Origin of the sequence: Methanobacterium petrolearium (assembly GCF_017873625.1) — an archaeon.
Classification (GTDB): domain Archaea; phylum Methanobacteriota; class Methanobacteria; order Methanobacteriales; family Methanobacteriaceae; genus Methanobacterium; species Methanobacterium petrolearium.
Window position 1 is genome coordinate 208,812 of sequence record NZ_JAGGKL010000005.1, and the last position, 13,557, is coordinate 222,368.

General features: G+C 39.2%; 14 protein-coding genes. 7 read left to right on the top strand and 7 right to left on the bottom strand.

The window, feature by feature from the left end:
- Positions 1-78 precede the first annotated feature (78 nt).
- From J2743_RS06465 to porC, 6 genes are read right to left on the bottom strand one after another with little or no spacing between them, the layout of a single operon-like run.
- Positions 79-510 (bottom strand): 4Fe-4S dicluster domain-containing protein, encoded by a 432-nt coding sequence (locus J2743_RS06465; RefSeq protein ID WP_209625750.1) that lies wholly within the window; start codon positions 508-510, stop codon positions 79-81.
- Positions 511-512: 2 nt separating this feature from the next.
- Positions 513-1,016: a 4Fe-4S dicluster domain-containing protein gene (locus J2743_RS06470; protein ID WP_209625751.1), complete on the bottom strand. Its 504-nt coding sequence runs from the start codon at positions 1,014-1,016 to the stop codon at positions 513-515.
- A gap of 11 nt (positions 1,017-1,027) precedes the next feature.
- Positions 1,028-1,891, bottom strand: a complete 864-nt coding sequence (porB, locus tag J2743_RS06475) for a pyruvate synthase subunit PorB (RefSeq protein WP_209625752.1) — start codon at positions 1,889-1,891, stop codon at positions 1,028-1,030.
- The gene (gene porA / locus J2743_RS06480) at positions 1,892-3,040 is read right to left on the bottom strand and encodes a pyruvate synthase subunit PorA (protein ID WP_209625753.1); all 1,149 of its coding nucleotides are present in this window, start codon (positions 3,038-3,040) and stop codon (positions 1,892-1,894) included.
- A 1-nt stretch (position 3,041) separates the two neighbouring features.
- Positions 3,042-3,284 (bottom strand): pyruvate synthase subunit PorD, encoded by a 243-nt coding sequence (gene porD / locus J2743_RS06485; protein ID WP_209625754.1) that lies wholly within the window; start codon positions 3,282-3,284, stop codon positions 3,042-3,044.
- 18 nt (positions 3,285-3,302) lie between these two features.
- On the bottom strand, positions 3,303-3,827 hold the full coding sequence (gene porC / locus J2743_RS06490) for a pyruvate synthase subunit PorC (RefSeq protein WP_209625755.1): 525 nt from the start codon (positions 3,825-3,827) through the stop codon (positions 3,303-3,305).
- 394 nt (positions 3,828-4,221) lie between these two features.
- Here porC and J2743_RS06495 point away from each other — a divergent pair, with 394 nt between their 5' ends.
- The 6 genes from J2743_RS06495 to J2743_RS06520 all read left to right on the top strand — a co-directional run bounded on the left by J2743_RS06495 (position 4,222) and on the right by J2743_RS06520 (position 9,939).
- Positions 4,222-5,805, top strand: coding sequence for a dihydropteroate synthase-like protein (locus J2743_RS06495; protein WP_209625756.1), 1,584 nt, complete (start codon positions 4,222-4,224; stop codon positions 5,803-5,805).
- A gap of 118 nt (positions 5,806-5,923) precedes the next feature.
- Complete coding sequence (locus tag J2743_RS06500) at positions 5,924-6,847, top strand: TIGR00269 family protein (RefSeq protein WP_209625757.1); 924 nt, start codon at positions 5,924-5,926, stop codon at positions 6,845-6,847.
- A gap of 248 nt (positions 6,848-7,095) precedes the next feature.
- Complete coding sequence (locus tag J2743_RS06505) at positions 7,096-7,569, top strand: hypothetical protein (RefSeq protein ID WP_209625758.1); 474 nt, start codon at positions 7,096-7,098, stop codon at positions 7,567-7,569.
- A 164-nt stretch (positions 7,570-7,733) separates the two neighbouring features.
- Positions 7,734-7,934, top strand: a complete 201-nt coding sequence (locus J2743_RS06510; RefSeq protein ID WP_209625759.1) for a MoaD/ThiS family protein — start codon at positions 7,734-7,736, stop codon at positions 7,932-7,934.
- Positions 7,924-8,979: a site-2 protease family protein gene (locus J2743_RS06515; protein WP_245248105.1), complete on the top strand. Its 1,056-nt coding sequence runs from the start codon at positions 7,924-7,926 to the stop codon at positions 8,977-8,979. The genes J2743_RS06510 and J2743_RS06515 overlap by 11 nt, the downstream gene beginning before the upstream one ends.
- Before the next feature lie 96 nt (positions 8,980-9,075).
- Positions 9,076-9,939 carry a damage-control phosphatase ARMT1 family protein gene (locus J2743_RS06520; protein ID WP_209625760.1) on the top strand — a complete coding sequence of 288 codons (864 nt, stop codon included), beginning with the start codon at positions 9,076-9,078 and terminating at the stop codon, positions 9,937-9,939.
- Positions 9,940-10,014: 75 nt separating this feature from the next.
- On the opposite strand, the gene J2743_RS06525 is transcribed toward J2743_RS06520, so the two are convergent.
- A complete protein-coding gene (locus tag J2743_RS06525; protein ID WP_209625761.1) occupies positions 10,015-13,311 on the bottom strand; it encodes a DUF11 domain-containing protein in 3,297 nt (1,098 codons plus the stop codon).
- A gap of 128 nt (positions 13,312-13,439) precedes the next feature.
- Between J2743_RS06525 and J2743_RS06530 the strand changes: the two genes are divergently transcribed.
- On the top strand, positions 13,440-13,557 hold a 118-nt coding region (locus J2743_RS06530), incomplete at its 3' end, for an AsnC family protein (RefSeq protein ID WP_209625777.1).

Genomic DNA, 13,557 nt, shown 5'->3' on the forward strand with positions numbered 1-13,557 from the left:
AAGGGAAGATACTAGGAACAAATGGAATTAGGCTATAAACTCAAATAAATATCGGAATAAAAAATAAGTGATGATCAATCAGTATTTCATGATCATCTTGACTTTTTCCAGTTCTTTGGCTATACGGTCCCGTTTATCAGTTAATATATCCTCTGAACTCATTTTAAGAGCTTCTTTAGGACACACAGAAACACAGAGTGGTTCGTCACGGTCAATGCAGAGATCGCATTTACGGGCTATCCCACACTCATCTAGTTGAATGGCTCCAATAGGACAGGCATCTCTGCAGAGTCCACAGCCAATACAATCTTCTTCATGAATGATTACTGCGCCTTCGACTTTCTCAATGGCTCCTTCAGGACAGACAGTCATACATGGGGCACGGTCTTCGGCACAGTGCAGACAAAACACTGGAACTCCGTTGATGACTCTGATAGCGTTTTTGGGACATATACGTTCACATTTACCGCACTCATCACAGAGTTCCGGTCGCGAAACCAGTTCCTTCATAATTATGCCTCCTTATCCAGGGCTTTTTTGGCCCTAGTGTTGGCGGTCATCACGTTGATAAGTTCTGAACTTTTTCGTTTCTTTTTGCCGATGCCAGTGATTTTTTCAATATGTTTGCGTTGTTTTTCTGCTTGCAATTTATCAGTGTCCACTTTGGTTATAGCTCGTTTGGAACAGGCTTTTATACAGGCAGGTGTACCAAGATCTGGGCATTGATTACATTTTTGAGCTTTTCGCTCGTGAATCACCACTGCACCAAAGGGACAGACCATCATGCATAATCCACAGCCAATACACTTATCTTTATCAATACCTTCCTTGCTGATTGCATCAGTAGGGCAGATCAGCTCACAGGGTGCGTCTTCACACTGTTGGCAGATGATGGGATAAAATGATCCTTCCACTTCCCTTACCAAAATCCCTGAAGCTCCATGGAGCTTGGCGCATGCTTCCTGGCAGTCCAGGCACCCATCACAGAGATCTGGCTGGATTATTATCTTCTCCAAGGCTAAGCCTCCTATATTTTAAGTTCGGTGCAGAGTGCATCCACATTTTTCTGGATACGGTCTCGTTCCTCCTCAGTGAGGTGTTTGAAACGTTTTTGGGTCATTAAATATTCATCCACTGCTTTGCGCTGCAGGGGACGGTAAGTAACACGGAAGTCTCCATCTTCGATCTCATAAAGTATCCATGAACCAGTTTCAACAGCCAGACGTCCCATTTCAATGGTTTTTGATGGGTCGTAACCCCAACCAGTGGTACATGGCTGGTGAAGGTGAATATAGGCGGGTCCATCAGTTGCCCTGGCTTTTTGAACTTTTTTCATGAAGTCTTCAGGGTAAGATATACTGGCAGTTGCCACATAGGGCACTCCGTGGGCAGCCATGATCATGGGGATATTCTTTTTTGGTTTGTCCTCTCCGAAACTCTCTTTACCTGCAGGGCTGGTGGTAGTTGAGGCACCGTAAGGTGTGGCTCCACTTCTCTGCACACCAGTGTTCATGTAAGCCTCGTTATCGTAACAGATGTAAATAATGTTATGTCCTCTTTCCATGGCTCCAGATAGGGCTTGCAGTCCAATATCAGCAGTTCCACCATCTCCACCGAATGCAACTACTTGTGCGTCTTTTCCCTGACTTTTGAGAGCTCTTTCAACTCCAGATGCTACTGCTGCAGCGTTTTCAAAGGCTACATGTATCCAGGGGATGTCCCAGGCAGTTTCTGGGTAGGGGGTGGTTATAACCTCCAAACACCCGGTGGCAGAAACAGCCACAGTGTTTTTTCCCAGTGCCTTCAGAGCTAACCTAACTCCCACGGTGGCTCCGCAACCTGCACATCCTCGATGTCCAGGGGCCAGGAATTCTTGTTCACTGATTTCCATTTAGACTTCCTCCTTTTTGAGTCCTATCCATTCAACATCATGGGTGGGATTTTTAGTTTTTGCAACCATTTCTCTGATGTATTCTGGTGTTATGTCTCTTCCACCTAATCCTGCTATGAATCCATAGGCGTTGGCATTGGTTTTTGCTTTAATGTTATTGTAAAGCACTCCTCCCATCCCAAATGAGATATTTTTATCTAGGACCGCCACTTTGGATGCTTTTTCCAGGATTTCTTTCAACTCTTCAGTAGGGAATGGGCGAAACACCCTGATTTTTAATAGGCCCACTTTCTCTCCTTCATCTCTAAGATTATCTATAACATCCTTTATAGTGCCACAAACAGATCCCATGGCTACTATGATTGTTTCTGCATCATCGCACTGGTATGGTTCAACAAAATCATATTTTCTACCGAATACTTCTGCAAACTCTTTATTTGCCTTGGTTATGACTTTTTTTGACCGTTCCATGGCCTCTTCTATTGCATAACGTGCTTCCATGTAATATTCAGGGTCAGTGAAAGTACCTATGGACATGGGGGTTTCAGGGTCAAGGAAGGCATATGGTTTGTAAGGAGGTAAGAACCTATCTACCTCTTCTTGACTTGGTACATCCAGAGGTTCCACAGTGTGGGTTAGGAAGTATCCATCAATACAGACCATGCATGGTAAGAGCACTTCACGGTCTTCTGCTACCCGGTAAGCTATTAACACCGCGTCCAATGCCTCCTGGGCATTTTCTGCGTAAATTTGTAGCCATCCTGAGTCACGTTCAGATATGGTGTCCTGTTGGTCGTTCCATATACTTAGTGGTGCAGATAATGCTCGGTTAGCATCCACCAGAACAATGGGACTCCTCATACCTGCTGCTGCAAAGAGGATTTCGTGCATCAGGGCCAAACCCTGAGAAGAAGTCGCACTGAAAACTCGCACTCCTGCTCCAGAAGCACCTAAAGCAGCACTGATAGCACTATGTTCTGATTCTACTCGAATATACTCGGCTTTCAGGTCACCATCTGCCACGAACTGGGCTAAATATTCAGATATTGTGGTTTGAGGGGTTATGGGATAAACAGGAACTACTTCTGGTTTAGCTAGTTTAACAGCTTCTGCAACGGATCGGTTTGCAGTGAAAACTTTTTTAACCATTTTATCCTCTCTCCATTTTTATAGCTTTAACTGGGCATTCTTCTGCACATATGCCACAGCCTTTACAGTAATCGTAATCTATATCATAATCTTTGTTTATGCACCCTTCAGGACAGAAAAGAACACAATTCTCACAATCAATACATTTTTCCTTATCGAGAATGGGTTTAAAGGTTCTCCAGCTTCCAGTTTTGTTATTTCGGGTGCTACCTGGTTCTTTAACACACGCTCCAATGTTTACCATTAGATCACCTTTTGATTGTTATTTCACCTTTTCGAAGGCGATTTTAGCTGCTTCAGCGTTTTTCTCCCCAACTTTACCTGGGAATGTTTCTTTGATTATTTTTATAATTGAATCTAAGGAAACCCCACCAATTACTTTGGCAAAGGATCCTAACATCACCGTGTTTACAATAGGGACTCCCAGCACGTTTAAAGCAATTCCAGTGGCATCAATGGTGTATACTTCAGTATCACCTAATTTTAAATCTTCTTTCGTATTAATGATTACTTTACCTCCTTTTTTAAGGCCAGATAATACATCTACAGCCTCAAGTAGAGTTTCATCTAATACAAGAACGTGATCGGGGTTATAAACTTGATATCTTCTTCTTATTGGTTTGTCATTGATTCTGGTAAAAGCCATGACTGGTGCACCTTTTCGCTCGGCACCAAAAAATGGGAACGCTTGACAGTATTTACCGTCTTCAAATGCTGCTTTTGCCAGTATCTCTGCGGCAGTTACTGCTCCTTGACCGCCGCGTCCATGAAAGCGAATCTCGATCATCTATTTACCTCCATTCCTCATAGTTAATCATTATAAATATACATATATATACATGTTGGTGGGTATTATTATGAAGTGAAGTTAGACATCAAACGCAGTTTAAATGTTCTATTAGTTTAAATTATCTTTTTTTTATAAAAATATTGGATTAAATTCTTTTGTTTTTTAAATTAGGGTCTTAAATATTTTTAATGAGTTAGTATACTCCTTTTGAATTTATCATTTTTTCCATCTATTTTTTTTAATTATCTGCACCACACTTTCCCCAAAAAAATTCTAAAAAAACAAGTTTCTTTTTTTTAAAATCATGGGGAAATTTTTTTATCTTTATATACTTTTTAAGCACTATGAAAATATAGAAAATCATTTCTAAAAAATGCTTGGGAATATTCCAATGAAAATACTGATAATAACCGGTGAACTTGCAAGCGGTCTTGTTAAGGATGCATCATTAAAATCCGCCCATGATGTCCAGGTTCATATGGTTAAAACACCCATAGCTGCCTTTTTAACTCCTAACAAAATGATTAGAGAGTTGCGAACTTTACCAGAGAATGAATTAATATCACTGGACATGATCCTAACTCCGGGGCTTATTCGAAAGGATGTAAGTCCTATTCAAGAAGAAATAGGAATACCAGCATATAAAGGATCCACAGATGCTGCTGACCTGGACATTGTTCTGGAAATGGTGGATAAACTGGATTTATCCACAAAAAAATCTGCAGATAAACTCATTGAAGAAGAGCAGAGAAGAAGAGCCCTAAAATATATCTCTGATTTTGAAAAGGACAAAAAAAATACCAAAAAACTCCTTAAAAAAGATGGAAACATTTTAGTAGGTGATCTACCGGTTGGTGAAGATTTTCCCATGCGAGTATTGGCTGAAATAGCTAATGCACCCCTCCTGAGTCATGAAGAACTTCTAAAACGTGCCAAATATTTTGTTAAATCCGGCGCCAATATGGTGGATATTGGAATGATAGCTGGAGAAAACATGGCTTCCAAGATACCACCAATGGTTAAACTTCTAAAAGAAAACTTGGATGTACCGGTGAGCATAGATACTCTACAAACAGAAGAAATCAGGGTTGCTGCTGATTCCGGGGTTGACATGGTTTTAAGTCTTGATCACGGGAATTATCAGGAGGTTCTACCATATCTTCACGAGGAAAACATACCTGCAGTCATCCTACCAACAGATTATCAGAAAGGATGGGTACCGGAAACTATTGAGGAACGAGTTAAATCCCTAATAGATTTGAAAAAGAAATGTAACCGAATAAAAGTCATAGCAGACCCTATACTTGACCCCCTTAACAGTAAAAGTATGGTAGATTCCATTATAGCTTGCCGAAAATTCAAAGAAGCAACTAGACTAGATCCATGTCCCATTTTTTTTGGTATTGGAAATGTCACCGAACTTTTAGATGTTGATTCAGTGGGGGTCAATGCTCTTCTGGCAGGGATATCCATGGAACTCGGGGCTAGCGTCCTATTCACTCCGGAAGAAAGTGGTAAAACATTAGGAAGTGTGAAAGAACTGGCAGTTTCGTCAAAAATGATGTTCCTGGCTAAAATGAGAGGTTCCATACCCAAGGATCTGGGAATCAATCTTCTGGTCTTTAAAGATAAACGCAGAGGAGAAACAATTCTTGAGGAAATTGACGCTCCCACAATAGAAGGAGTGGCAAACTATAAATTCGTACGGGATCCGGCGGGTAGTTTTAAAATTAACCTCGTGGACGGGAGGATCATGACAGTTCACTACCATAAAATGCAGCCCACCCTGGTGATTTATGGACAGACTGCTAAGGAAATATATGATGAAATCATAAAAAGAGAACTGGTTTCAAGGATTGAACATGCTGCTTATCTGGGTCAGGAGCTTCAAAAAGCAGAAGATGCTCTTAAACTTGGTAAAAATTATGTTCAGGATTTCCCAATTTTCCATAAATTCATGGAGTATCAGATCTAGGATCTAGAGTAAAAATCTTATTAAATTCAGTTTAAATTATCTTCCAGTTTCATACTCATTATATTAACAGAATGATCTAGCAAATTAGAAGTATACAAAATAGAAGGAGTATATGTGAATGGATATTTGCCATAAATGTGGTAACCCTCAGATCATCATTAAGAGGAAGCAGTCGGGGCAGATGCTTTGTCAGGAATGTTTCATAAAATCCATTCAGGAAAAAGTCCTGAAAGATATTCGCAAACAGAAACTTATCAAAAAAGGAGACAAAGTTCTAGTTGCCCTATCCGGTGGTAAGGATAGTGTAATGGTTTTAGACATATTAAACAGTCTTCGGAAAAGAAGGATCATTGATCTAGTGGCAGTAACCATTAATGAAGGAATCAGTGGCTACCGAGATGAAGGAGTTAGAATAGCAGCTCAAAATGCGGAAAAAACAGGTGTTGAGCACAGGATAGTTTCTTTTCAGGACTATGTTGGTCATACTCTTGATGAGATAATGGCAACTTCAGGGGATAGAAATGCCTGCACTTACTGTGGTGTGTTTAGACGATGGATCTTAAATCAAATTGCCCGAGAAGAGAATGCCACCAAGATCGCCACCGGACACAACCTGGATGATGAAACTCAGTCCATACTGATGAACTACCTGGAAGGAAACATCCACAACTTAACTCGAATTGGTGCCTGTTCAGATTCAGGTTATGAAGGTTTCACCCCTAAAATTAAACCTCTCAGAGAGATCCCTGAGAAAGAAACTGCACTTTATACCTTAGCCCGTGATCTACCCGTTCATCTGGCAGGATGTCCATATGCTGGAGATTCTTTCCGGGCGAAAATAGGAACTTTCATTAAACAGATCAGCCAGGACCATCCCACCATAATGTACTCTACCCTGCGGGGTTTTGATAAGATCAAACCCGTACTTAAAAAAGAATTTTCTCAAAAAGGTTCTATGGGAGTTTGCAGGATATGTGGCGAGCCTTCCACGGGTGAAATCTGCAAGGCCTGCAGTTTTCGCAGGTTGTGGGATGATGAGTAACAAATTAATGATGAGGAGTTAGTTTAAATAGTACTTCAATAGAGTTATAAATTCAAATAGTCACATTTTTTAAATTATTATTGGCTTAAAAAAATTGAATCAACATATAATCATAATAATTCATTTATAGAAAAAAAATTGATGACTTGCAGAATAGGGAAGTCAGAGTCATATGTAGGAATTAAGATGAAGCTTAATTATACTACAGAACTTATAAGAGGGAATATGGGAACAGGGAAGGATTAGTCATGCCACAACTTGTTAAAGGGGGAAAATTTGTTTTCGGATGGTCTAAAATTGGAAAAGAAGGCTGTGTACAAATACCGGATGATGTAATTAGGGAATATGGTTTACATGGAGAAGATAAATTAATTTTATTATCGGGAAGTAAAACTTCCGGTGGATTTGCTGTATCTAGACAAAAATTAATAGAACAATCCATTATGAAAGGTTTACTATTGGATCACCCTGAATTCAAGAATTATTCATTACCGGAAGGAAGACCTGTTAAATGGAAAGGCAGACACTATTGTTGGGTTAATATAAATAAACACGGAATTCTTAAATTACCGTTAGAAACATTAAATTGCTTTAATATCAAAGAAGGTGATAAATTACTTTCTATTAGGGGAAGTAACAAAGCTTGTGTTTTCGTGGTTAAAGGCCCCATTGTAGAAACTGCAATAAATTACAAAGGAGTAATTAAAGAATATCAATGTTAACCACATAATCCACATAACAACATTCAATAAACAACATTCTATAAAATAATGGTAAAAAATGTGGTTTGAATATTTTTCGAATAATAAATCAAAATTTATAAAAAAAATCAAGAATGACCAAGTGATTAATGACTTGAGATTAAATGCTTGAGGATTTGAACATCATGGAAATAAAAGTTATCATCGGGGAAGATGAAAAAAAACTGGATGTTGAGGAAGGAAAAACAATTAAAAATTTACTTCAGATGATGGAAATACCTGTAGAAACAGTTGTGGTAAAGAAAAATCAGTCCATCATCATGGAAGAAGAGATCATCGAAGATGGCGACATTATTGAAGTAATAAAAGTAATTTATGGCGGATAATCAATCTGGAAGTGTATCTGTGGATGATTTTCACCTGATTGAACAATCAATTTCGCACCATTTTCCATTAATCGGATTTTTTAATGGTGAAGATGGTAAAGAATCTTATTTTATTGTAGGAGATTATAATCCCCAAAGTTTTCAAGCATTGATAAGAGAACTCGGAGAACATGGCTTTGTTCCTTACATAAATCAGGATGGTAATCATTACAAAATTAATATAGGTAAAAAACAGGAAAAAGGCAAATCTAAAATTCATTTTAATGTTATTCTTCTTCTGGTTACTATTTGCACCACTGTATTTGCAGGATATTTTTATATTGCTTCTGGAAATATTTGGGAAGCTCTGGAATTTGCAGTTGCATTATTGGTGATACTTGGTGCTCATGAATTAGCCCACTATTTTGCAGCGCGTAAACATGGTGTTCATGCTACCTTACCTTATTTTATACCTGCACCTACATTTCTTGGAACATTTGGGGCTCTAATTAATATCAAATCTCCAATTCCCAATCGAAATGCATTATTTGACCTGGGATATAGTGGTCCTTTAGCCGGATTTCTAGTGGCCATCCCGGTGCTTTTCATAGGATTATATTATTCAACTGTGTTAACCACTCAAAATGTGGATGTGATGTTTCCAGATCCCCTAATTATAAAAATAATCAGTCAAATTGTAATTCCAAACTACACATTTGATAAGGATATAGTTGCTCACCCTATAGTTTTCGCAGGATGGGCAGGGATGCTGGTCACCATGCTTAATTTGATGCCTGTCGCTTTCCTAGATGGTGGGCACATATCACGGTCTCTTTTCGGGCAAAATATACACAAATTTATCTCAGTCCTTGGAATAATGATAACCACTATATTGGGATGGTATTTGATGGCCGCGCTGATGGTTTTCATTTTCTTTATGGGGAAGAGCCATCCCGGTGCTCTAGATAATGTTGTCCTTCTAAACCGGAATAGAAAGATAATAGCAGTATTGATGTTGGTAATTTTAATTCTCTGCCTTTCACCAGCCCCGGTCAGTACTTTATAATAAATACCATAGAATCAAATTAGAGTAATCAATTAATTTTAAGTCAATTAAACTAAATCTAATGAACTATGACACTATCAATAATAAGGTGATAAATTGAAAGTTCACTATGAATGCGCATCTTGTTTCCTGCGCCAGTCAAGAGAAGCCCTGGATCTGGCAACAGATGATGAAGATCTTAAAATGCAAGTTACAGAAAAAATAAACCAAATATTATGCAGCGAATTCCGAAAAGGAGCTGTGTCCAATCAGATAGGTACCAAGATACATCGTACCATCAAAAAAGAGACGGGAAATCCTGATCCATACCATGATTTACGGATAAAATCTGATGAAATCGCTCTCCAATTCCTGCCCCAAGTGGAAAAGTTACTGGACAACGATAAATCACTAAAAAACTATCTTAAAGTTGCTATAGCCGGGAATGTTTTGGATTTCGGGGCATTAGGGTTGAAATCAGATATTGAAGGTAGGGTAATGTCTACGGTAGAAAAGGATCTGGCCATTGATCACACATCCCAACTGGAAGAAGATCTCAAAAAAGCCAAGACAGTTCTTTATCTTGCGGATAATGTGGGTGAAATAGTATTTGACAAGTTACTCCTCAAAAAACTTCAGGAATATAATGTTGAAGTCACGGTAGCTCTTAAAAAAGATCCAATTCTCAACGATGCTTGTATGAAAGAAGCATTGGATGTAGGTCTCGATGAAGTGGCCCGGCTAATAACCACTGGCACGGACTCTATAGGTGTAATATACCATGATCTTTCCGATGATTTCAAACAGGAATTTGAAATGGCTGATCTGGTTATAGCCAAGGGTTTGGGCAACTATGAAGGTTTGACTGAGATGGGCCTGGGTGATAAACCAGTTTTCTGTCTTTTAAATGTTAAATGTCAACCAATTGCCCGGGATATCCCGGCTGAGCTTGGTGGAAATGTGGTTTTAAAATTAAATTAACTGAAATTTTTATAAAAAAGGATTAATATGGGGAATTAAAAAGAATAAGTTCCCCGAGTACAATTTTTTTAAAGTTTACCTTTTGTTATTGATCACACAACCAGATAGGATCATCAACAAGGCTAAAACCAAAATTCCGAATGGAACACCAGTTTTTTGCATGCCTATAGTTTTTGCAGAAACTTCAACTTGTTCTTCTGTAGAATGAACAGTTACTGTTGCATAGGCATCTTGATTGTTTATGATCGGATCATAAGTGTTGGAATATACGTGGGCATGGTTTTCAATAGGTCCAACTTTTTCAACAGTCACTACAATATTCAGTTGAGCCACTGCACCACTAGGTAGATCACCTATGGTCCAAATACCTGTATTATGGTTGTAAGAACCATAATTAGCACTTGAACTGACGTAGTTAACACTTGCTGGTAACTGGTCCACCACATAAACAGCGGTAGCATCATCTGGCCCGTGATTCTGGACAATTAATTTGTAGGTTATTGTTTCATGCACGTAGGGCTGAGGATTACTCACGGCTTTGGTGATGGATAGATCTGCTGCTGGAGGTACCTCCACACTAGCTTCTGAAGAGTCGTTGCTGGTGTTATGATCTAATTCATTAGCATATGTCTTAGTGGCAGTGTTGTTTAAAGTAGTGTTGGTTCTGTTTACTTTGAATACTAGATCTATGGTTGCTGAAGTTCCATTAGCCAGGTCACCAACCTGCCATATTCCACTTAGAGAATCATAAGTACCCTGTGAAATGTTAGCCACACGAACAAAGAGAAGTGAAGTTTGATCCGGTAACAGATCAACAACATGCACTCCAGTTGCATCGTTAGGACCATAGTTGGTTACACTGATATGATAGGTGACTTCCTGTCCATAGTTCTGGGTGGTAGGAGTACCAGTTTTTTCCACACCAATATCTGCCACCGGAAGAACTTCAATAGTTTCACCAGTTGAAGCTTCTGTTTTGGTGTTGGGATCAGTGATATTAGCATAGGCTGTGGCATTGGCGAGGTTAGTTATGAAACCTGTCTGGGTGGTGGTGTTTACCTGAAATGTCAAGTATTCTGTTTGTTCATCTAACAGATCAAATCCAAACCAACTTAGAATACCTCCTGCATAGTTGACGTTACCTACAGATGGAGTTGCTGATCCAGTTATGTAAATTAGTCCAGCAGGTATGGCATCGTCTACAACCACGTTGTATGCAGTGTCCGGTCCGTTGTTAGTTATGTGGATGGTGAAAGTTACCACATCCCCCACTGGGGGCATGGTTACATCTGCGATTTTTTGCATGGATAGTGATGTTACTGGTATGTAAGGTTCTTCAACATTTAAAGTCACCAGAGCATGGTTGTTGGTCATGATGGGATCATATTCATCTCCAGTTACAGTGGCAGTGTTGTTTAGCTGTCCCAATTGATCTGCAGTGGCATTGATTACCAGTTGAGCAGAACTTCCACTGGTTAGAGATGTTACGTTCCAATATAGGATTCCTGAGTAAAGAGGATCTCCAATGAGTGGTGTGAAAGACCAGGTACCTGCTGAAATACTGTCTTCGATGGGAGTTCCAAGGCCTATGGGCCAAAGATCAGTTACTTTGATGTTGTTTGCAGTGCTGGGTCCGTTGTTATAAACTGCTAAAGTGAAACTCACAGATTGTCCCTGGGTAGGGTTGTTGTTGTTAACTTCTTTGATAATTCCCAGATCAGCAACTGGTTGACCATTAACAGTCACCGTGGAGTTGTTGTTATCTGGATAAGGGTCAAAGGTGGTTGCGGTTACATTGGCAGTGTTGATTATAGTACCGGTTTGGTTCACCACAGAAGTTATTTCCAAGTTGGCTGATGCTTCCGGTGCAAGATTACCTACATTCCAGGTTAAAATTCCACCTATGAATGTAAAAGTACCCTGACTGGGAGTGCCGATGTTTATTCCAATTAAGCCAGCCGGGAAAATGTCACTAACCACCACATCTGTGGCTTCATCATGACCATCATTGGTCACCACAATATGGAAGGTGACAGTATCCCCCAGGTGAGGAACTAATTTATCAACTGTTTTGGATATTCCTAAGTCTGCGGTGGGTTGTTGTGCATTCACTGTTACAGAATCATGGTTATTGGAGAGGTTGGGGTCTTGTTCATTTCCAGTTACATTGGCGATGTTGGTAAATTCTCCGGCCTGGTCAATTCTAACCAGAATATCCAGAGTAACTATGTCATCAACATCCAGGTTGTCAATGGTCCAAGTCAGCAGATTACCCACAACTGAAACACCTGCTGATGGAGTTGCAGATATGAAAGTAACTTGACTGGGTAAAGTATCCAGTACCACTACTCCTGTCGCATTATTGGGGCCATTGTTAGTCACTGAAAGATAATAGTGTATTATTTGACCTACATTGGTACTACTGTCACCAACTGTCTTCAAGATAACCAAATCCGCCCTGTTGGTTACATTAACTACCACTACTTCATCCCCGTAATCTGAATTGTAGTGATCGCTGTTTCCACTATGGTCGTGTATGTAGGAGTACAGGGTTTGTGTCCCTTCAGCCAGGGCTATAAAGGTCCATACTGATACGAAGTTGGTAGTATTTGGAGTATCGATTTTCAAAAGGTCAGTTACATTAGCACCGTATGTTGTTGTCACATTAACTGGCTGTATTGAAGCAGGATCGTAGTTAATCAAAGGCATATTAACTGTTTGGTAATTTGCTGAAGCTGTTTTGCCAGTCACAGTCACTGTAAATAGTTCGCCAGGTGATGGGTTAGGGTTAGAAGTAGTAACTGAGAGTATATTGTTACGATTTTGGGATATTAACCGTTCACCAAATATGTAACTGGGGTTGGTGTAGGTGGGAGTGTTACTGCCTGCTGTAGTGGTGGTGAATGTTCTGTTCTGATAATACGCCCCTGCAGGATAAATACCATCAGCACGTGTTATTTCCATTAGGAAAAAAGCATATTTAACTTCTCCAGGAGTTATGATTCCCAGATTTTTAACAGTTGATTCACCTTGAGCTAAATTAATGTAGTTAGGTGAAGGTGTGTTATCCCATGTGAAAGTAACATTAACGTCATGAGCATCAGTAGTGTCGTTGTTTTCAACCCTTACTTGTACTAAAGTTTGATTGGGACCTACATTTACATTGTTACTGTCCAATCCTGACGTTTCCCAAGAACCGATGGTAGTATTCAATGTGGGATCTTCTGCTGCAGAAACTGCACTGCAAAGTGTAAATACAAATACTAAGCTAAGTGCTACTAGAAATAAGCGAGTTGTTTGATTTTTTATTATTTTCACCCCCTGTTCATTTTTTAGATCTATATTTCTGTATTTAATAGTGGGCAAACCCATTTGATCACCTCATAGTAACTTTTACAAACTAGTATTTAAATTATTTGCAACAATTTTGTAATAATACATAATAAATCGGTAATCATATCCATAAAATCTAAACAATGTTTATATAATTGGTGATCAAGATGAACGAAAATGAAAAAAAGACAGATACAGTGGAAATTGATGATATAGATCGTAAAATCATTAGTTTGTTTAACGAAGATGGTAGAATGTCTTATAGAAAGATCGCCAAACGTCTTG

Coding starts and splice junctions, on each gene's coding strand:
- J2743_RS06465 (WP_209625750.1), bottom strand. CDS start 510: ATGAAGGAACTGGTTTCGCGACCGGAACTCTGTGATGAGTGCGGTAAA.
- porC (WP_209625755.1), bottom strand. CDS start 3,827: ATGATCGAGATTCGCTTTCATGGACGCGGCGGTCAAGGAGCAGTAACT.
- J2743_RS06525 (WP_209625761.1), bottom strand. CDS start 13,311: ATGGGTTTGCCCACTATTAAATACAGAAATATAGATCTAAAAAATGAA.
- porD (WP_209625754.1), bottom strand. CDS start 3,284: ATGGTAAACATTGGAGCGTGTGTTAAAGAACCAGGTAGCACCCGAAAT.
- J2743_RS06495 (WP_209625756.1), top strand. CDS start 4,222: ATGAAAATACTGATAATAACCGGTGAACTTGCAAGCGGTCTTGTTAAG.
- porA (WP_209625753.1), bottom strand. CDS start 3,040: ATGGTTAAAAAAGTTTTCACTGCAAACCGATCCGTTGCAGAAGCTGTT.
- J2743_RS06500 (WP_209625757.1), top strand. CDS start 5,924: ATGGATATTTGCCATAAATGTGGTAACCCTCAGATCATCATTAAGAGG.
- porB (WP_209625752.1), bottom strand. CDS start 1,891: ATGGAAATCAGTGAACAAGAATTCCTGGCCCCTGGACATCGAGGATGT.
- J2743_RS06515 (WP_245248105.1), top strand. CDS start 7,924: ATGGCGGATAATCAATCTGGAAGTGTATCTGTGGATGATTTTCACCTG.
- J2743_RS06505 (WP_209625758.1), top strand. CDS start 7,096: ATGCCACAACTTGTTAAAGGGGGAAAATTTGTTTTCGGATGGTCTAAA.
- J2743_RS06510 (WP_209625759.1), top strand. CDS start 7,734: ATGGAAATAAAAGTTATCATCGGGGAAGATGAAAAAAAACTGGATGTT.